Below are 20,370 nucleotides of genomic sequence, written 5' to 3' on the forward strand. Positions count from 1 at the left end.
ACAGATTATTCAAATATGTCGAATGTTTTATTTTTTATCTCTAAATCTTTTATTTCATCATAATCTTTGAATGAAATCGAAAAAGCTACTTTTTCTTCAGGTCTGATATTAGGATTTCTTATAGAAATCATTTCAATAGCTTTTATTGTGATAAATTTATCAAAAATGTAGATAAAATCACCCTTGCCAAAATTTCCTTCTATCAAATTCCCTACTAACACACCACCTCTGCCTGTAATTCTAAAAGTATCTATGATTTCAAAAATGGCAACTTTCATAATTTATCATTCACCACTTATAATTATTTCAGCGAATCTAAATACTTTTTTGATTTTTTCATAAAAATAACACCTTTATGTAGTAATGCCTATAGGCAAAATGTTGAAAATTTACTATCTTTGTTTAAGACTCAGACTATATTGAAACCTATAAGGTTTATGAATATTTTCTTTTACAACTAACTGATATACAAATCGAAACCTTATAGGTTTGATAAAATTTATATTTCATGCGAAAAGATTATTTGACAGGCAATGACGATGGGCTTTCGTCTTCAGATAAGGAAATAGAAAAAGCCTTACGCCCCCTAAGTTTTGATGATTTTACAGGACAAGATAGAATTGTAGAAAATTTAAAAGTGTTTGTATTGGCTGCCAAACAACGCCAAGAAGCTCTTGACCATGTTTTATTGCATGGACCTCCAGGGCTTGGAAAAACAACACTTTCTAACATCATTGCCAATGAACTGGGCGTAGAAATGATGACCACTTCGGGACCTGTTTTGGATAAACCCAGCGACTTGGCGGGCTTGCTTACCAAGCTCAATACTAATGATGTACTATTTATAGATGAAATTCATCGGTTGAATCCAATTGTTGAAGAATACTTGTATTCGGCAATGGAAGACTATAAAATAGATATTATGCTCGATTCGGGTCCCAATGCCCGAACTGTACAAATAGGACTAAACCCTTTTACACTCATTGGTGCAACCACTCGTTCGGGCTTGCTAACAGCCCCACTTCGAGCCAGATTTGCTATTAATTCTCGTTTGCAATATTATGATGCACAGCTTCTTACACAAATCGTGAAACGTTCTTGTGGTATTTTGGGAATGCCCATTTCCGAAGATGCAGCCTACGAAATAGCTCGCAGAAGCAGAGGAACGCCTCGTATTGCCAATAATTTACTCAGACGTACTCGAGATTTTGCACAAGTAAAAGGAGATGGTAAGATTGATATGAAAATTGCAGAAATAGCCCTCCAAGCCCTTGAAGTAGATAAAAATGGCTTGGACGAAATGGACAATCGTATTTTACTGACTATTATTCAGAAATTTAAGGGTGGACCTGTGGGAATAACCACGATTGCTACTGCTTGTGGTGAAGATGCTGAAACGATTGAGGAGGTTTATGAGCCATTTTTAATTCAGGAAGGGTATATCAAGCGTACAGCAAGAGGACGAGAAGCTACAGAACAAGCTTATAAACATCTTGGTATCAGCCACTTTACACAAGGAATAGATTTATTTGGAGGATAAAAAAGCCTTCTAAACTTTGTTTAGAAGGCTTTTAATTATATGTATGTTTTATTAAGCTGTTGCAGTTCCTGTTTTTTCTGCTTTTTCTTTGTAATACGTTTCAGAAAGGCTTACTAAATCTTTCCAAGCGATACTTTCAGCAGTCATAGGTACTTGAGCCAATAATACAGTTTGTACTTTTTCTTCAAAAAGCATGTTTTCTATATCTCTAAATTGCTTACCATTATTTTCTTTAAGCATTTTACGAGCAATATTTGGAAGAGCTTTTAAGTTTTCTTCTGTATAAATACCGTATTGTCTCATTTGGTTAGCCAACATATCCATTGCATAACTTTCGATTTCACCTACTTCTACTTGGATATTATTTGCAGCAACAATTTTTCTTTGAATTACAATCCAACGAAGGCTTTCTTCAAACATAGGATATTCTTTTTCAACATCTTCTACAGATACTTTTCCTTTATTTGAGAACATCAACCATTTTTTCAAGAATGCTTGTGGCAACTCAAAAGAATGAGCTTCCATCAATTTATCTTTGATAATAGCAGTCGTGAAAGTGTTGGCTTCTTTTTGTAAAGACTCTGTGTTTATTTGAGCTACTTTGTTTCTGAAAGTTGCTTCGTCTTTTACTTCTTCACCTGGGAATACTTTCTCAAAAAGTTCTTCGTTCATTTCGGCAGGCAAACTACGCTCTATTTTAGTAACTGTAAGTGTGAATGCTTCACCTTCAATTTTATCAAGAACAGCCTCATCAAAAATGCCCAACATATAACGAACATCTTTCAGATTATCAAATGAATCAGAAGGAGTGAATGTAATTTGGTTATCTTTAGAAAGACCTACAAATTGAGCTTTAGCTTCTTCTTTTACTCTTTCGGTGGGGATAAACACAGATTTGGTTTCAAAAGGAGCTTCATCACCAGCAAGTACATTTACAGATACCATGTTACCCATAATGACATCAGTAGCCTCAGAGGTTTCTACTTCTTGTCTTGAAGCAAATCTACTTGTAATGTTTTTGATAGCTTCATCAATGGCTGCATCATCAAAACTTACTTGATAGTTGGTTGCTTTGATGCTATCAAAAGAAAGCTCAAAAGGAGAAGAAGTTGCGATATCTACATGAAATGTAAAATCGGAAGCAGTTTTCCAGTCAAAACTAAATTCATCTTTGTACTCTTCTGAAGGCATTGGCTCACCCAAATAATCTATTTTGTTATCAACAAGATAGCTATTGACAGCATTACCAAAAAGTTTATTAATTTCATCAGAAAGAATCTGATTACCATATAAATTTTTGATAACACCAAGAGGAGCTTTTCCAGGACGGAAGCCTTTTAGATGAGCTTTTGCAGCGATCTTTTTCGTTTCAGTTTCAACGGCTTTCTGATAATCTTCAGTGCGTATCACCACTTTCAGTGTACCTAATGTTGAATCTTTTTTTATGAAAGTACTTTCCATACGATTGATTAATAGACTAAATTTTTGACTTAAAAAAAATCCTCTGCTGTTTTTGCAGAGGATTGTATCGGGTGCGGATGGAGGGACTCGAACCCCCACGGATCGCTCCGCCAGATCCTAAGTCTGGTGCGGCTACCAATTACGCCACATCCGCAAAAATTGAGATGCAAATGTAGATATTAGAAAAGTATAGTGCAAGTTTTTTTATAAAATTTTTTATAAAAAAATAAAACATGCCTGATATGCAAAGATATAAATTTAAAAGTTTTCTCTAGAAGCTTTGATAGAAGCCATATTTTCATCAGCCCATTGTACCAAACCTTTGATGTGAGGAATAAGCGTCTTACCTAAATCTGATATGGTGTATTCCACTCTTGGAGGTACTTCTGGATAAATGGTTCTTTCTAAAAGTCCGTCTGCTTCAAGAGTTCTCAGGGTTACTGTAAGCATTTTTTGAGAAATATCAGAGCCTATTTCTTTGTAAATTTCATTGAAACGAAGTGTACACTTCTCACCCAAAATTAATAAAACGAGAATAGACCACTTATCACCAAAACGGTCTAATACACTTCTGACTGGGCAATTGAGAACACTAGAATCACTTTTTTTCATTTTTTTTGAATTTTTCTATTTTGAAAGCCTTGATTTACAACAATAGTTACTTGATAGTAAGTCGCCTACTTTCTAGTGCCTTCTTGTTTATAATATACTTACTAAAGTATATTTGCTCTACAAAAGTAAGTATTATTTTAATTCCTCAACTATTAATCGTATGAAAAATATTTTAATAACAGGGGCAACAGGCCACTTGGGCACAACTGTCATCGAACATTTGGTTTCAAAAATGCCACCCAAACAAATTACAGCTTTGGTAAGAAATCTCTCTAAGGCAACAGATATTTTAACAAAGGGGATAAATGTTAGAGAAGGCGATTATTTTAAACGAGAATCGTTAGTAAATGCCATGCAAGGCATAGATACTGTTCTATTAATATCTTCTAGCGATTTTAATGACAGGTTCGGGCAACATAAAAATGTGATTGATGCTGCCAAAGAAGCAGGTGTGAAACATGTTTTTTATACAGGTGTAACCATGAAAGATATTGAACAGTCTGTGATGAAGCCTTTGTTAGAAAGTCATTTTCAAACAGAGCAATATATTCAGAGTCAGGGATTTCATTATACATTTTTGCGTAATGGTTTGTATATGGAGGTGATACCTACTTTTGTTGGGCAAAATGTACTTGAAACAGGTATTTTTCTGCCAGCTGGAGCAGGTAAGGTTGCCTATGCTTCTCGTAAAGATTTGGGTGAGGCAACAGCCAATATTCTTGCTAGCGAAGGACATGAAAATAAAATATATCACTTCACAGCACCTATGTCGTATTCGTTTGAGGAGATTGCTGAAGCTTTATCAGAGTTATCAGGCAAAAAAGTGCCATATATAAGTCCAGAAAGTAAAGTTTTTGAAGATACACTCAAACAGTGGGGCTTACCTGATGAAGTGGTTGGTATCTCATCTCTTTTTTCAATGGGTATAAAAAATAATGACTTTGATACACCTAACTCAATATTAGAAACAATACTTGGGCGTAAGGCTTTAGACTTAAAAGGCTTTTTAAAGGAAACATATTCTTTGTAATCATATTAGCATTTAGTCTGTTTTTTTGTTAAAAAACAGACTAAATCTTACGCTTCTATTTTTATGTTCTAAAAAATGTTTAAACATTAAAAGTTATAACGCTTTTTGGCTTGATATTTGTTGAATAAATTTTAAAAACAAAAAATATTTCTGCAAATGATTTTGTTTTGATATAAAATATCTTTAAGTTAGATAAAAAAAGTATGAAAAAACGAATAATTATTACATCAGTTTTGGCAATATTTTTAATAGGTGTAACAGGGATTTATTATGTATATAATAAACCTCATAGAGATGTCAAAGGTGAGAATGCTTTTGTAACAGTAGAAGCCAAACAACTTTTTGATGAGTATTCTAAAAATCAGCAAGAAGCTAACAAAAAGTATTTGGACAAAGTAATTGTAGTAAAAGGAGTAGTCAAAGAAGTTACTTTGCCTACAGATAATAAAGGAGGAGCAACTATTGTACTTGAAACGGGCGATGAAATGTTTGGAATAAGCTGTGGATTTGATGCCAAAGATAGCCAAAATCCAGCTGTGGGGAGTCAGATTGTTATTAAGGGTGTATGTACAGGGATGACAATGGATGTAGTTTTAAATAAATGTTCAATTCAAAAACCATAAACTCATGAAAAAAAGTCTACTATTTGTATTTGCACTTATTGTTTTACAATCTTGCTTGAAAGAAAACGCAGTAGATAAATTTCCAGAAGCAAGTTGCTATTCTGGAAGCCTAAGAGCAAGTTATAGCCTCGATATACGCCCTATTTTAGATGCGAGCTGTATCAAATGCCATAATGAAAACAATCCACCTAAAGGCTATAATCTGAAGCTTTATGCAGATGTAAACAGAGCTACCCAAAATAACTTGCTTTTTAATGTGGTAAATCATACAGCTGGCTTTTCTAAAATGCCTGCTGGAGCTGATAAACTACTTCAATGTGATATTGATAAAATCCGTAAATGGATTGAAAACGGAGCATTGAACGACTAAAATCGCCAAAACTTTATTCATCTTATTCTAATCTACTTTAAGTTTATGAAAAAACTTTTCTTATTTATCGCCCTCTTTGTAGTTACCAATTCATTTGCTCAAAAATATTTTACTCGTACAGGTTCTATATCTTTCTACTCGAAAGCACCTATGGAAAATATCGAGGCTACTAATAAACAAGCCTCTTGTGTTGTAGAATTTAGTACTGGAGATGTGGCTTTTACTGTTCTGATAAAAGGATTTCAGTTTGAAAAGGCTCTGATGCAAGAGCATTTTAATGAAAATTATTTAGAATCTGATAAATACCCAAAAGCAGAGTTTAGGGGCAAAATAGCTGAAAAAATAGATGTTACCAAAGAAGGAACATATGATGTCAATGTTTCAGGTACTATGAACATACATGGTGTAAGCAATCAAGTACAGACTAAAGGCAAAATTACAGTAAAACAAGGTTCAGCTATTTTACAAGCAGAATTTAATATTGGACTTAAAGATTATAAAATTGATATCCCAAGTGTGGTGAAGGATAAAATATCAAGTACAGTTAAAATTGTAGTGAATGCTGATTGCAAACCCTTGAAAAAATAAAAACAACTAAAACTACAAAATCTTATGAAGTATATATTTACTGTATTATTGCTGATAGGCTTCTCTGCTTATGGACAAGAAGATTTGCTTAAGGAATTGGAGAATGGAACAAAAGACACTACAGCTGTCTTCTCTACATTCAAAGGAACTAGAATTATCAATTTACAATCCATAGAAAACCCTGCAAGTAAAGACCTTATCTTTCTGATTTCTCACCGTTTTGGGAGGCTTAATGAAGGAATTTCGGAGTTCTTTGGTTTAGACCAAGCTACTATCCGTTTAGGTTTAGAATATGGTATCAACGACAATATTGCTGTTGGTTTGGGGCGAAGTTCTTTAAACAAAACTTTGGATGGTTTTGTGAAAATTAAATTGCTCAAACAAACGGCTGATAACAGAATACCATTATCTGTTTCATGGTTTTCAAGTATGGCAGCCAATACACTTTCATATACAAATCCTGCTCAAGACGATTTCTTGGGAGGGCGTATGGCTTACACACATCAACTTTTGTTAGCAAGAAAGTTTTCAAGTAAATTTTCTCTTCAAGTGTCGCCTACCATTGTACACAGAAACTTGGTCAATACTCCCCAAGACCCCAATCGAGTGTTTGCTGTGGCTATGGGAGGCAGATATAAATTTACCAAAAGATTAGCCATTACAGCAGAATATATTCCAACATTTACAGATATGCCTAATAATACACAATCTGTATCATTAGGCTTAGATATAGAAACAGGTGGGCATGTGTTTCAGTTACATTTTACCAATTCTCAAGGCATGATAGACAGATATTTCGTGCCTGAAACAACAGGACTTTGGGAAAAAGGAGATATTTATTTTGGATTCAATGTAGCAAGAGTATTTACATTGGGTAAAAGATAAATCTTATGGAAACATTAGGAAAAACTGATTCTTATTCTCTTGTTTACAAGGGAATAATGAAGGTTCTATTATATTCTGATGTATTTCAATATCCACTCACAAAAGAGGAAATAGCCCAAAGACACCCACTTAAAAATTTAAGTATAAAAGAGTTAGAAAAAGGATTAGCTGAACTGGTTGAAAAACAAGTTGTTTTCCAAATAAAAGACTTTTATACATTACAAAATAACTCTGAAAATATAGAAAGAAGGTTGAAAGCCAATTTGTTAGCTCAACAATACTTGAAAATCTCCAAAAGAATTGTAAATGTTCTCAAATATTTCCCTTTTGTAAGAGGAATATTTTTATCTGGATCAATATCAAAAAACTATATTGATGAAAACAGTGATATAGATTATTTTGTGATTACCAAAGCTAATTATTTGTGGGTAACAAGAACCCTATTTGTTCTTTTTAGAAGGATTGGATTACTGGGAAGTAGAAAACTTTTTTGCTTTAACTACATGATTGATGAAGAACATCTAAAAACTGAACATCAAAGTATTTATATAGCAACTGAAATAGTAACTTTGATACCTATGTATCAAGATGGTATTCATCAACAATTTTTAGAGGCAAATACATGGATAGAAGAATATTATCCAAACTATCCTATTCAAAAGGTTCCGAGTACTTCAAAAAATTGGTTTAAATCGTTATTAGAGTCTACACTTCAAACAATTGGAGTGAAAAAACTAAATAATAGGCTCATGCATCAAACTAAAAAAAGAAAAATAAAGTTATTTGGCGAACATATTTTTAGTGATTCCATCAAACTTTCTAATTTCCAATCTTATATTGCAAAAGATAATATGAAACCACATTATCATGCAATTACAGAAAAATATGAAGAAAAAATTCAGAGTTTTGAGGATAAAATGCAGATTTCACTGCTTTAATTATGGCTAAAATCCTTTTCACACATTCTTACTTCTATTTGTTCGACTCAAAACAGTGGTCATTCAAACAGCCTTACCCACCTTATGCAACACTACTTGTGGCTGCATGGATGCGAGAAAAAGGGCATGAAGTCTATTTGTGGGACTCCAATTTGCAAGAAAATACACATAGTTTTGTAGAAAAATTAGAGGCTATTCAGCCTGATTTTTTAGTAGTGTATGATGATAGTTTTAATTATCTCACTAAAATGTGCCTTACTACTATGCGTGAAGCATGTTTTGAAATGTGCAAATATGGAAAAAAATATAAGGCTACAGTTATTGTTTCAAGCTCAGATTCCACAGACCACTACGAAAAATATTTACAAGAGGGTGCTGATATAGTCATTCGAGGCGAAGCGGAGCAAACTTTACTTGAAATCATAGAAAAACCTACAAATTTAGAACATATTCGAGGAGTTGCTTACAAAACAGAAAACGAAATCAAAACAACTCCCAAAAGAGAGATTTTTAAAAATTTAGATATTTTGCCTATTCCTGCATGGGATTTGGTAGATATGGATGCTTACAGGCAAATTTGGGAGAAGCATCATGGTTCTTTTATGCTGAATATTGCTACTACAAGAGGATGCCCTTATAAATGTAATTGGTGTGCCAAGCCTATCTATGGCAATCGGTATAATGTTCGTTCACCTGAAAAAGTGGTAGATGAGATAAAAATGCTTGTGGAGCGTTTTGATATTAGTAATTTTTGGATGTGTGATGATATTTTTGGTTTAAAACCCAACTGGGTTCAAGAATTTAACAAACTTATTCAAGAAAATCAGTTAAAAATTAAATATAAAATTCAGTCAAGAGTAGATTTACTTTTAAAAGAAGATACCATAGATAGTTTAGTGGCTTCAGGGCTGTATGAAGTGTGGGTAGGGGCTGAGAGTGCATCTCAAAAAATACTGGATGCTATGGATAAAGGGACAAAAGTAGAAGAAATTTATCAAGCAACTCACTTGCTTAAAGCAAAGGGAGTTAGAGTAGCATTTTTTCTTCAATTCGGATATTTAGGTGAAACAGAAGAAGATATACAAAAAACAATAAAAATGGTAGAAGAACTTTTGCCTGATAATATTGGAATTTCAGTTTCTTATCCTTTGCCCAACACCAAGTTTTATGACATTGTCAAATCACAACTCACAGAAAAACAAAATTGGGTAGATTCTGACGATTTAGCAATGATGTATAAAGCTACTTATGCTCCTCAATATTACAAATATCTCCATCGGTATGTACACAGAGTATATAGAAAAGCAAAACATAAACATCAAATACAACATAATCAAACACCTTTTTCTAAAAAAATGCGTTCTTTGATGGCTTATACATATCATGCTGTTATTGAAAAATTAGAGGCTGGTCGTTTGAATTTATCTAAATAACACTATGAATTTAGAGGTAAATGCAGCCTTTTCTAAGCAATCAGTATATTTTGATGAATATGACTATAGCAACGAAATACTGGTGTATATGCGTACACAAGTACGCAATCATGTACTTAGGTTTCTAAAAAAAAATGATTATATACTTGAACTCAACGCTGGTACAGGCTTAGATGCTTGTTTTTTTGCTGATTATGGTTGTAGCATTCATGCAACAGATATTTCAGATGGAATGCTGAAGCGATTTCAAAAAAAATTAGACACAAACCCTCATTTGCAAGAGAAAATACAACTTCAAAAATGCTCTTACACAGAACTTGACCATGTCAAGGCCAATCAATTCGATTATGTTTTTTCTAATTTTGGAGGACTTAATTGTATTCCTGACTTACGAGAAGTAACAAAATATTTGCCTAACATGCTCAAAAAAGGAGCTTATATAAGCTGGGTTATTATGCCTCCTGTTTGTTTGTGGGAAATAAAAGATATTTTTAAAGGTCAATTTGCGTCTGCTCTACGAAGATTCAAAAAAAATGGTACAAAAGCTCATTTAGAAGGTGAATACTTTGATGTATTTTATTTTACCCCTTCACAAGTACAAAAATCTTTTGGAAAATCATTTAAATTGGTATCTTTAGAAGGAATGGGAGGTATCATGCCTCCACCAAGCAAGGAAAATTTTCCTGAAAAACATCCTAAATTATTTCAGAAATTGATAAAGTGGGATGAAAAACTAAGAGTCTATTTTCCGTTTAATGCTTGGGCAGACCATTTTATCATCACTTTGCAATATACAGGTTAATGGAGTTACTACAAGATAAAACATATATAGAAGGAGTATACTATCTTTCAGAAAAAAAGCAGGATTTTGAAAATATATACCTAAAAGTCAGAGAAAAAGAAAATAGGGTTTATACAGATACAGAGGTTTCACAAATCCCTTTTGTAAATGAATACTTCCCAAATTATCAGGAATGGCTTTTAAGGCAAGAATCTTCTAAAAGATTTCTAACTTATATACAAGGTTTAAAAAATCAGACGATTTTAGAGGTTGGTTGTGGAAATGGCTGGCTTTTAAATTATTTGGCTACAAATGTTCCTGAAAATACGTATATGGGATTGGATATGAATGTTTTAGAGCTTGAACAGGCTGCAAGAGTATTTGAAAATAAGCAAATCTCTTGGGTGTATGGAGATATTGAAAAGCATATATTTCCTCCCAAAAGTTTTAACATTATTTATATTGCTAGTAGTATACAATATTTTGCAGATATAAATGGTTTGATAGACAAATTATCTATTCTTTTAAAACCAAAAGGTCAAATACATATTTTTGATAGTCCTTTCTATACTAGAGATCAAAAAGAAGAGGCTAAAAAAAGAACCCTCCAATATTATACAGAATTAGGTTTTTCAGAGATGGCAAAGTATTATCATCATCATACTTGGGAAACACTCCAAAAAGATGAGTATCGAATTTTATATAAACCTGCCAACTGGAAAAATTGGTTGAATATCAGCCATTCACCTTTTCCTTGGATTCGGATTGTTTCTTAAAAAGAATAGAATAATATACATTCTTAATTTGATTAACCGTCCATACAAAATCATGCTTTTGTGTCCATTCAAAGGCTCTTTCTTGTGATTTTCTATATATATCAGGGTTTTTGAGTAAATACATGACTTTTTCAGCCAAAACAGTATAATTATTAGATGGCACACTTTCTGCATATTCAGGGCTTAAATCGCTAATTAAGCCTACATCAGAACCACAAACGACAGTTTTACATGCCATTGCTTCTGTTACGACCACAGCCTGAGCCTCATACAAAGAAGTATGCAAAAGAATATGAGCTTTTTGTAAATGCTGAATAATCTCTATCCTTGGTAAGATTCCTAAAAAATTAATTTGTTTATCAATGCCTAAATCTTTCGCAAGAGTATGTATTTTGCCTTTGAGTGTATCAAAACCTATCATAGTAAGTGTTGCTGTTGGTGTATATTTCAAAATTTCTTGAAAAGCCAAAAGCAACATTTTTTGGTTTTTTACAGGGTTCAAATCAGCTACATGAACGAGTCTCAAAGGTTCTGAAATATTTTTTTCTGTGTTTAAAGGTATAAAAATAGCTGTATCAACACCATATGGAATAACAAGAGGTTTTTTTGTAATACCATTTTGCTCCAGTGTGAGTTTTTGAAAATGAGTAAGACAAATTAGTTCATTAGCTTTGCTGTAAGCCCATTTTGCAATTTTAGCTTTTCTACCATTTTTCTGAAAAATACCATATCCAATTTCAGCAATACCTACCGAATCGCCTCCTTGTAAATGAATGATAACAGGTATTCTAAACAAAATCTTTAAAATAACAGCTAATACTCCACATGGATAACCCCAAAAAGCGTGTATAAGGCGTGGTCTATAAATAATTAAATCTTTGATAAATAAACCCAGCAACCATAAAACCCTAATTCCAAGAGAAACCTTATATCCAAAAGGAACAGCCCTGAGACGAAAACCTTGGGGTTTAAAACCCTGATTGGGTGCTGTAAGTGAGTAAACAGAAAGTTCATAATCTTTTCTGAGATGTTCAACCAATTCCATCAGTACAGGTACACCTTGCGAAAAATACCCTGAGCCGATACCTCCAACAGTCAATATAGCTATTTTGGGTTTCAATTTGTTTTGTTTAAAAGGTCAAATACTTTTTCTGCTACAAATTCGGGAGTGTAACGAGTAAGACAATGAATATCGCCTCTTTTACAAATTTCTTTGAAGCAATTGCCACATTCCAAATCCGAAGAATCAAGAAAACAAGTGTTTGATAATCCCGAATTCATCCAATAACTTGGCGTAGAGCCTAAAATTACTAATGTAGGGGTTCCAACAGCAAAAGCAAAATGTAGTAGTCCAGAATCTTCCGAAATAACCATGCGAGCTTTTTTTACAATTGCTAAAGCCTCTGAGGATGAAGTTTTTCCAACTAAATCAATGCAATTTTCTTTTCCCAAATAAGCATGTAAAATCTTAGCTTTTTCGGCTATCAAACCAATACCAATCACCAAAAAAACAATACTTGGTAATTTTTCTTTAATTATTTTACAAAGAGCTATATAATTATCTATTTGCCAATTTCTTGTTTCAAAAAAACCTGCAGGATTAATAATGATAAAAGGTGTTGAAATTGAAAATTTCTCTAAAAGGTCTTCTGATAAAGATTTTTGTTTAAAACGAATATCGTGGTCAATAGAGCATTCTACAAAGCCCAAAGCGTCAATGGTACGCTTGTTGCGTTTACCTGCAAAAATAGGAGAAAATTTATCAAACAATGCCCATGCTTTTGGAAATAGAAAAGTACCTGCCAAATGGCTGATTTTATTATTTTGTAAATCTATAATCACATCATACTTTCTCCAAAGTAGCTTTGGAATAAGTAGAAGTGTATAAAAGACGTGCTTTTTAAAATTTCTCTTTCCTTTTATGATAAAAATTTTATTGAAAAGATCGATATTTTGAGGGATATCAGCTGTTTCATCACGAGTTAGAAAATCAATAATGGTGTCTGCTGGTAATTGCGTTCTAAGGCTTTGAATATAAGGTAATGTAATGACTACATCACCCATTGCTTGCAAGCGAATTACGAGTATTCGTTTGGGTGGAGTAGTTTCTTTCCATTTTTTACATTGTATTTTTTCTGACATTTAGCGAATCAAATCTTTTAAAGCACTTTCCAAAGTAGCAAATTCATATTCAAAACCAGCTTTTACGATTTTTTCATTAGAAACATTATTTCCACCAACCACCATACTTGCCATTTCGCCAAGTAATAAATTTAGAGCAAATGATGGTACATTAGGCAGAAAAAGAGGTTTGCCCATAGTTTTTGCTATTGCTTTTGTAAAATCTTCATTGGTGACAGGTTTATTTCCTACAGCATTATAAATATCCTGAATATTTTCATTTTCAAAAGCATATACAAGCATACGAGCCATATCTTTAATATGTATCCAAGACATATATTGTTTACCACTTCCCAATGCAGAACCTGCAAAAAACTGTATAGGCTGCATAATTTTAGCCAAAGCACCACCTTCTTTTGCAAGTACAATTCCAATACGCATAATAGCTGTTCTGATGCCTAAATTGCTAATTGCTTCAATACTTTTTTCCCACTTTTCTGTAACTTCTGCCAAAAAACCATCTCCTTTGGGAGAGTTTTCAGTGAGGAGAATATCTTTTGTATCAAAACCATAAAAACCGACAGCAGAGGCAGATACAAATGCTTTTGGTTTTTTAGAGCTTTTCTCAATAGCTTCTGCAAGTAGTTGTGTAGAAACAACCCTACTATCAATAATTTCTTTTTTGTAGGAATCTGTCCAACGTTTATCAGCTACACCAGCCCCAGCTAAATGAACAATATAATCAGTTTGAGATATAGCTTCAATATCTATTTGTTTTTTTTCTATATCCCAATGATAAGTTTTGATAGAGCCACTTTGCTTGCTTCTGCTCAAATAACTTACTGTGTAATTTTTTTCTTGAAGAAGTTTTGTGAGAACTTTGCCTACTAAACCCGTTCCACCAGTAATAAGTACATTCATAAATATTGATTGTTTGAAGGATATTCACTTTTTAAACTGTTTGTGAAATTACTTTGTTTACCTCTTTTTTCTTTTCTCTTTTTTCCCTTTTACTTTCTCCTGTTTCAAAAAATCATCTTCTACCTTCGTATTCCTCAAAATAGCTCTTTGTAATACTTTAGGAGGGTACGAAATGACTTCAGGAATATCTTTTTCAGGCATATTGCCTGTTTTGAGAGCCTGTTTTTTTGAACATGAAAATATTTCAGATATAATCTGATTGTTTTCCAAACGGTAAGATGAAATTAAAATATTGTCCATCACTTCAAAACAACTTACAAAACTATTGTTTAAAAGCACCATATCCATCTTGATACCATTGTTTTCATCAAGTGTATAAATACCTTTGGTGGCATCTTTTACAACCAAAGTATAATCTCTTGGCGATTTATCGTAGATAATTTTAAAAGTAAATTTATGAGCTGAATCTGTAGGTAGAATATGGAGTTCCATTGGGATTTCCTGCTTTTTACCTTCTCCAGTAAAAATTTCTAATTTACCTTTCCAGATGCCCTTCCAAGCATCTAAAGCTGTGTTTTGGGCATGAATGTTGCTCTTTAGCCCTAAAAGCAAACAAACAATTACAACAAAAATATTTTTCATACTGATTGGAAAGTAAAGTTTTTGGGATAAATTGGTGATTCTTTTCAAAAAAAGCTAATTTTAGACAAAATTTTTAACTTTTAACTTACTACAAATCAAATGGGTTTTGTTATTTGGAATGTCCATCCCGAAATGTTTCATTTAGGTCCTGTAAAGGCTGCATGGTACGGACTTCTTTTTGCACTTGCTTTTTTGGCAGGTCAGTATGTTCTTTCTAAAATATTTAAGATAGAGGAGAAATCTGAAAAAGATTTAGAAGCCTTTACTTTTTATATTATTATTGCTACAGTTGTAGGAGCAAGATTAGGGCATTGTTTGTTTTATCAACCTGACTATTATTTGAGAAATCCTTTAGAAATACTTAAAATTTGGGAAGGAGGTTTAGCAAGTCATGGGGCAACAGTTGGGATCTTATATGCTACTTATTTATATAGCAAACGTTATAAGGTTTCGTACTTATGGATTTTAGACAGACTAGTGATTGTAGTGGCTTTGGGAGGTGCTTTTATTCGTATGGGGAATTTGATGAACTCTGAGATTATTGGAAAACCTACTGATGAACCTTATGCATTTGTATTTGCAAATAGATGGATGGAAAACTCTTTTGAAAACTATGAAGAAACTGAGAAGTCTGGATATAAAAAGAATTATACAGAGAAAGGAGAGGGACAAGAAATAAAAATAGGTGATACATTAGTAATCCCTTTGAAAATTACTACTTCTTTTGATGGTAATGTTACAGATAAACAACAGGCAATAACATTCCTTCGAAAAAATATACCAGTTTTTTATGCTAGTAGTGAAGATTTAAGAGAACATATTAAATTACACCCTAATCCTAAATTTGTAGCTATACAAGATGGAGAAACCATTCAAGTAACATGGCAGGTTTATGGTATACCAAGACACCCATCTCAATTATACGAATCTATTTCTACATTTTTGCTTTTTGTGCTTTTATTAAGTCTTTACTATCGTTACAAACAAAATACACCTGAAGGTTTGCTTTTTGGTTTATTTGTTGTAATTTTATTTAGCTTAAGAATTTTATACGAATTCCTTAAAGAGAACCAAGTTTCTGGAGAAGATGCACTTAAAGATGCTATTGGTATGAATATTGGACAACTTTTAAGTATCCCAATGGTAATTATAGGTATAGGAGTTTTGTACAAAACATTTACAAGGAAACAATCAAAATAATATGAAAAATAAAGAAGACATTGTAAAAGATTGGCTACCACGTTATACAGGTATGCCTTTAGAGGAGTTTAAGCCTTATATTTTGCTTACAAACTTTAGAAACTATGTAGATATTTTTGCAGAGCAATTCAATGCAAAAATATATGGTGAAGATAGAGCAATGCAAGCAGTAAGCTCAGATGAAATAACCCTTATCAATTTTGGAATGGGTAGTGCTATGGCTGCTACCATGATGGATTTACTAACAGCAGTTAGTCCTAAAGCAGTTTTATTTTTGGGTAAATGTGGTGGACTCAAAAAGAGAACAGAAATTGGAGATATGATTCTTCCTATTGCAGCGATTCGTGGTGAGGGAACAAGCCAAGAGTATATGCCTGCAGAAGTACCATCTTTACCTTCATTCCGCTTGCTTCGTTCTGTTTCTTCTATGATTAAAAAACACGAATTGGACTACTGGACAGGAACTGTTTACACTACCAATCGAAGAGTTTGGGAGCATGATGAGAAATTCAAAGATTATTTGGTGCAAATCAGGGCTGCTGCTATAGATATGGAAACAGCAACTATTTTTACAGTAGGTTTTAGTAATGATATTCCTCGTGGGGCTTTGCTTTTAGTTTCTGATAACCCTATGACTCCCGAAGGTGTAAAAACTTCTGAAAGTGACAAAAAAGTAACAGCTAATTTTGTAGGAAAACATATTCAGATAGGAATTGATGCACTTTTGGAACTTGCTCACTCAGGAGAGTCAGTAAAACATTTACGTTGGGATTAACCATTTTAAAATACTAGACAATCATTGAACCCCACATTTCACCATACAGATTTGATAGAAGATATTATCAAAAAGAACTATCATAATGCTTTCGTATTGTATAGTTTGGGGATTCCTTTTTATCATTACGAAAAAATAGCTTTAGAGAGTGTTTGCCAACAAAAGAAACTTGAAATAGACTATGTTTTGCATTTACTTTCTGAAGCAAATTTTTCTATTGGTTCTGAAATTCGGAAATTAAAAAACACTACAGTAGAGGCTATTATAGGTTATCTGAAGCATCAACATATCTTTTTCTTACAAAAAAAGATACCTTTTATAGCTCATCTTATTGAAAATCTGCCTGAAAAAAAACGATTATTTACAGATTTGCAACTGATGTTCCCGCTTTTCGCTGAGGATTTTATTCATCATATTCATGAAGAAGAAGACTCTTTTTTCTATTATATCCTATCTTTAGTAAAAGCCTCAAAATCTATAATAAATAAAGCACAACTCTATGAGTTATTACAAAAATACTCAATTCAAGAGTTTGCTTTGGCTCATGATACTCATGATGATGAAATGCAGGGTATCAGACAACTTACCAATCATTATCAACTACCTGAAAAAGCTTCTTTATTTGTGCAAGTAGTGTATTTTCATTTACAAGATTTGGAACACCATCTACAACAGCACGCCTATATCGAAAATGAAATACTTTTTCCAAAAGCTCTTGTTTTAGAAAATACCCTCAAACAAGAATTTTTCGAACAAAGCAAATGGAATTGATTTTAGATTTCAGACGTTAGATATTTAGACATTCAAAATCATGAAAAACCTTCAAATAGTACTCTTTTTAAGCATATTTATCTTGGGAGCTTGTAAAAAAAGTGAAAATAATACCACACCTAAAGATGTAGTTATTTGTTATACCTTTGATGAAGGTTTTACAGGTAGAGTTCGTCATACTTTGCTTTCTACATCTCTCAAAAATATGGAACAACACGAATTGCATAAAAATTCTCAAAAAGTAGTGTTGTCAAAATCTGAAATGAAAACGATTGTACAAGCTTTTGAAAAAAATGACTTTAAAACAATTGCAACAAGCTCAATGCCTGTAGCTGATAGAGGTGGGGTACAACTCGAAATGCGTTATGGGAATGGAAGTGTACGTATTTTGAAATCAGATGCCAATGATAGTTTTGTGAAAGAAGCAGATAGACCTCGTTTCCAAAATTGCAAAGAAGCAGTTGAAAAGCACCTTAAAACTGCTTCAAATAGCTCCCCTGCTGAAGAAAAATAACCTAATCCAAATGCCATCTTACACCCAAAAAGCCTCTAATGCCCTGCATAGATGCAAAACCATATGCTGTATCAAATGTTTCTGAAAAAGGCTGGCTTGGATTAAACAGTGGATTTTCTGGAATAAAATTTAAAAAGTTTTTCACTCCTCCATAAATCTGAATATTATGAGCAAGTGTAGTAGTCAGTTGTATATTTTGAATACTATACCAAGGCGATTTACTGGGTCTGGGATCATTTTCTACAAGAACCAAAGGCATAGGACTATATAAATTTCCAGTCCAATCTATGGTTGTACGCAGAGTTGCAAAAGTATAACTAGCATTAAAAGTTGCTGAAAAGGGCGATACTAGTACCTGATTAGTTCTTTGATCATTTTCTTGTATAAAAGATTGCATAGTAGTAAAGCCTGTATTGAGTTTAAAACCTTTGTCATTCATCCAATCTGCATTTAAGCTAAAACCTCTTACAGTCGAAAAACCATCTAGATTATCATAAATAATCTGATTTTGGTCGGTATTATAATCTGGAAGAATACGATTGATAAAATGTGTATAAAATCCATTTCCTTCCAATGTTAGCACATTTTTGCTCCATACCATTGTTTTTTGATAACTCAAATTTGCATTCCACGATTCTTCAGGTCTTAAATTATTGGCAATGACTACTTGTCTTGCTCCAGTAAGAGCAGCATGGTCTTCTGTAAACAAATTGACTACTCTAAAACCTTTCCCTATATTCAAACGGACAATGTTATCTTCATTGGCTGTAAATTTGTAAGCTAAACGAGGAGTAACTACACTTCCATGAGCTGAGTTATAATCGTAACGAGTGGCTACGAGCAAACTGTGTTTGTCGTTGAATTTGGTTTCATTTTGAACAAAGACACCAGGTAAGTAAATTTTGCTAGGCTGATTTGTATCTATATTATTAGGGGAAGCCGTAGCAGGCGAATTATCATCATAAAAAGTATATCTGAAGGCTGTTCCCGCCAAAAAATCATTTTTCTTAGAAAGAGGCTTATTCCAAAGTATTTGACCAAACGCAATGCGTTGTGTACTCATATAAGGAGTATTACCATAAAAAGAATCTTGGTTATGTGAATTAAAAGAGTACATCAAAGATATTTTCTCTTTTGTAGGTAAATCATATTGCCCAATTGCTTCAAAACGTTTGGTATAAATACTCTCTCCATAGATTTGGTCTGAACCCCTTAAACTGTTGTTAAAATCCAAAACGCCACCCATTCTGTTTTCTTGGATATACCTGAGAGCCAAAGAAGAAACTTTTTCATCTATTCTCTCTACTTTCCATTTATTGAAAACAGAAAATCGTTGTTGTAAAGGAATATCAATAAAATTATCCTGATTTACATCTCTTTTATTGTTAAAATGGTAAAAATTACCACTTAGCATGGTTGAAATTTTATTCCATTTTTTGGAAAAACTTCCATCTATATTACTTTCCAAATGAGATGTCCCAAATACATCAAAGGCTATTTTATCTGCCTGTTTAGGAGATTTCGTAATAATATTAATCAGCCCTCCCACAGCTTCCGAACCATACAGTGTTGAAGCTGGACCTTTGACTATTTCAATCCGTTTGATAAGGCTGGTAGGAATGCCACTTAGCCCATAAACTGTACCCAAACCACTTACAATGGGCATACCGTCAATCAGCACCATTGTATAAGGTGATTCCATACCATTTATTTGGATGCCTCCAGTACCACAAACACTACAAGCAATTTGAGGACGAATGCCATTTACATTCTGTAAAGCATCAAAAAAAGTGGGAGCAGGGTTTTTCTGTAAAAAACGATCATTGTAAACCTCTACTAAAATCGGACTTTTACTAATTTCCGTTTCTTTGAGTGTCCCAGAAACGACAATACTTTCCAACTCGTCTGTAAGAGTGGCTATAAGCTCTAATGTACTATTTTGTTCAGTTATCGTAATTTTCCTTGCTAAAGGTTCAACACCTATTCCATTGACAAACAAGGTATAATCTCCATTAGAAATATTGCTGATTTTAAAAAAACCTACACTATCTGTAACAGCTCCCAAAGAAGTTTTGTCTAATCGAATGGTAATACCTGCTAAGCCTTTTTGAGTCTTATCTTTCACGTAACCTTCAAGAATATGTTGCCCTTTTAAATTGTAACTTGTTAAAAAAAAGATAGTTATAATAAGAATAATTCTAATCATATAGGTTTGAAAATGTTATGTTATACAATGATAACGCTTTAAATGCAACATTGTTGCATTTATTACAAAATTATATTTATATAATTTTGTACAAATATATAAAAAATAAATTTTAGGCTAGTCTAAAATTTTAAAATATATTTATCAAAATATAAAAATAGGCTCGTAATGATATTTATTAAA

The 20,370-nt window shown here is 32.9% G+C and carries 22 protein-coding genes and 1 tRNA gene; 14 read left to right on the plus strand and 9 right to left on the minus strand.

Annotated elements, in window-relative coordinates; genetic code table 11:
- Nucleotides 1-5: 5 nt before the first annotated feature.
- Complete coding sequence (locus tag AD998_07150) at nucleotides 6-278, minus strand: hypothetical protein (protein ID KOY85949.1); 273 nt, start codon at nucleotides 276-278, stop codon at nucleotides 6-8.
- A 230-nt stretch (nucleotides 279-508) separates the two neighbouring features.
- On the opposite strand from AD998_07150, the gene AD998_07155 reads away from it, so the two are divergent.
- Nucleotides 509-1,540 (plus strand): ATP-dependent DNA helicase RuvB, encoded by a 1,032-nt coding sequence (locus AD998_07155; GenBank protein ID KOY85950.1) that lies wholly within the window; start codon nucleotides 509-511, stop codon nucleotides 1,538-1,540.
- A gap of 51 nt (nucleotides 1,541-1,591) precedes the next feature.
- Here AD998_07155 and AD998_07160 read toward each other — a convergent pair whose 3' ends face one another.
- The 3 genes from AD998_07160 to AD998_07170 all read right to left on the minus strand — a co-directional run bounded on the left by AD998_07160 (nucleotide 1,592) and on the right by AD998_07170 (nucleotide 3,613).
- Nucleotides 1,592-3,001, minus strand: a complete 1,410-nt coding sequence (locus AD998_07160) for a hypothetical protein (GenBank protein KOY85951.1) — start codon at nucleotides 2,999-3,001, stop codon at nucleotides 1,592-1,594.
- A gap of 69 nt (nucleotides 3,002-3,070) precedes the next feature.
- Nucleotides 3,071-3,155, minus strand: a tRNA-Leu gene (locus AD998_07165).
- Nucleotides 3,156-3,259: 104 nt separating this feature from the next.
- Nucleotides 3,260-3,613, minus strand: coding sequence for a transcriptional regulator (locus AD998_07170; GenBank protein KOY85952.1), 354 nt, complete (start codon nucleotides 3,611-3,613; stop codon nucleotides 3,260-3,262).
- A gap of 160 nt (nucleotides 3,614-3,773) precedes the next feature.
- On the opposite strand from AD998_07170, the gene AD998_07175 reads away from it, so the two are divergent.
- The 9 genes from AD998_07175 (at nucleotide 3,774) to AD998_07215 (ending at nucleotide 11,037) form a co-directional block, all read left to right on the plus strand.
- Nucleotides 3,774-4,643 (plus strand): NmrA family transcriptional regulator, encoded by an 870-nt coding sequence (locus AD998_07175; GenBank protein ID KOY85953.1) that lies wholly within the window; start codon nucleotides 3,774-3,776, stop codon nucleotides 4,641-4,643.
- Nucleotides 4,644-4,846: 203 nt separating this feature from the next.
- Entirely contained in the window at nucleotides 4,847-5,266 is a 420-nt protein-coding gene (locus AD998_07180; protein ID KOY85954.1) for a hypothetical protein, read from the plus strand.
- Nucleotides 5,267-5,270: 4 nt separating this feature from the next.
- Nucleotides 5,271-5,636 (plus strand): hypothetical protein, encoded by a 366-nt coding sequence (locus tag AD998_07185; protein KOY85955.1) that lies wholly within the window; start codon nucleotides 5,271-5,273, stop codon nucleotides 5,634-5,636.
- A gap of 45 nt (nucleotides 5,637-5,681) precedes the next feature.
- Entirely contained in the window at nucleotides 5,682-6,224 is a 543-nt protein-coding gene (locus AD998_07190) for a hypothetical protein (GenBank protein ID KOY85956.1), read from the plus strand.
- Nucleotides 6,225-6,248: 24 nt separating this feature from the next.
- Nucleotides 6,249-7,109, plus strand: coding sequence for a hypothetical protein (locus AD998_07195; protein ID KOY85957.1), 861 nt, complete (start codon nucleotides 6,249-6,251; stop codon nucleotides 7,107-7,109).
- A 5-nt stretch (nucleotides 7,110-7,114) separates the two neighbouring features.
- On the plus strand, nucleotides 7,115-8,047 hold the full coding sequence (locus tag AD998_07200; GenBank protein KOY85958.1) for a hypothetical protein: 933 nt from the start codon (nucleotides 7,115-7,117) through the stop codon (nucleotides 8,045-8,047).
- A gap of 2 nt (nucleotides 8,048-8,049) precedes the next feature.
- Nucleotides 8,050-9,480 carry a radical SAM protein gene (locus AD998_07205; GenBank protein ID KOY85959.1) on the plus strand — a complete coding sequence of 477 codons (1,431 nt, stop codon included), beginning with the start codon at nucleotides 8,050-8,052 and terminating at the stop codon, nucleotides 9,478-9,480.
- 4 nt (nucleotides 9,481-9,484) lie between these two features.
- The gene (locus AD998_07210; GenBank protein ID KOY85960.1) at nucleotides 9,485-10,282 is read left to right on the plus strand and encodes a hypothetical protein; all 798 of its coding nucleotides are present in this window, start codon (nucleotides 9,485-9,487) and stop codon (nucleotides 10,280-10,282) included.
- 26 nt (nucleotides 10,283-10,308) lie between these two features.
- Nucleotides 10,309-11,037 (plus strand): hypothetical protein, encoded by a 729-nt coding sequence (locus tag AD998_07215; protein ID KOY88100.1) that lies wholly within the window; start codon nucleotides 10,309-10,311, stop codon nucleotides 11,035-11,037.
- Here the strand turns inward: AD998_07215 and AD998_07220 are convergent.
- Genes AD998_07220 through AD998_07235 form a run of 4 tightly spaced genes read right to left on the minus strand, consistent with a single transcriptional unit; the run spans nucleotide 10,997 to nucleotide 14,721 of the window.
- Entirely contained in the window at nucleotides 10,997-12,157 is a 1,161-nt protein-coding gene (locus AD998_07220; protein KOY85961.1) for a hypothetical protein, read from the minus strand. The genes AD998_07215 and AD998_07220 overlap by 41 nt on opposite strands.
- Nucleotides 12,154-13,179, minus strand: coding sequence for a hypothetical protein (locus AD998_07225; GenBank protein ID KOY85962.1), 1,026 nt, complete (start codon nucleotides 13,177-13,179; stop codon nucleotides 12,154-12,156). The genes AD998_07220 and AD998_07225 overlap by 4 nt, the downstream gene beginning before the upstream one ends.
- Entirely contained in the window at nucleotides 13,180-14,079 is a 900-nt protein-coding gene (locus AD998_07230) for an epimerase (protein ID KOY85963.1), read from the minus strand.
- Nucleotides 14,080-14,136: 57 nt separating this feature from the next.
- Entirely contained in the window at nucleotides 14,137-14,721 is a 585-nt protein-coding gene (locus AD998_07235; protein KOY85964.1) for a hypothetical protein, read from the minus strand.
- 99 nt (nucleotides 14,722-14,820) lie between these two features.
- On the opposite strand from AD998_07235, the gene AD998_07240 reads away from it, so the two are divergent.
- Genes AD998_07240 through AD998_07255 form a run of 4 tightly spaced genes read left to right on the plus strand, consistent with a single transcriptional unit; the run spans nucleotide 14,821 to nucleotide 17,981 of the window.
- A complete protein-coding gene (locus AD998_07240) occupies nucleotides 14,821-15,921 on the plus strand; it encodes a hypothetical protein (protein ID KOY85965.1) in 1,101 nt (366 codons plus the stop codon).
- A gap of 1 nt (nucleotide 15,922) precedes the next feature.
- Nucleotides 15,923-16,696 carry an AMP nucleosidase gene (locus AD998_07245; protein ID KOY85966.1) on the plus strand — a complete coding sequence of 258 codons (774 nt, stop codon included), beginning with the start codon at nucleotides 15,923-15,925 and terminating at the stop codon, nucleotides 16,694-16,696.
- A 24-nt stretch (nucleotides 16,697-16,720) separates the two neighbouring features.
- A complete protein-coding gene (locus AD998_07250; protein KOY85967.1) occupies nucleotides 16,721-17,467 on the plus strand; it encodes a hypothetical protein in 747 nt (248 codons plus the stop codon).
- Between the two features lie 40 nt (nucleotides 17,468-17,507).
- The gene (locus AD998_07255; protein ID KOY85968.1) at nucleotides 17,508-17,981 is read left to right on the plus strand and encodes a hypothetical protein; all 474 of its coding nucleotides are present in this window, start codon (nucleotides 17,508-17,510) and stop codon (nucleotides 17,979-17,981) included.
- Between the two features lies 1 nt (nucleotide 17,982).
- Here the strand turns inward: AD998_07255 and AD998_07260 are convergent, their stop codons facing one another.
- Entirely contained in the window at nucleotides 17,983-20,121 is a 2,139-nt protein-coding gene (locus AD998_07260) for a hypothetical protein (protein KOY88101.1), read from the minus strand.
- Nucleotides 20,122-20,370 lie beyond the last annotated feature (249 nt).

The organism is bacterium 336/3 (assembly GCA_001281695.1).
Classification (GTDB): domain Bacteria; phylum Bacteroidota; class Bacteroidia; order Cytophagales; family Thermonemataceae; genus Raineya.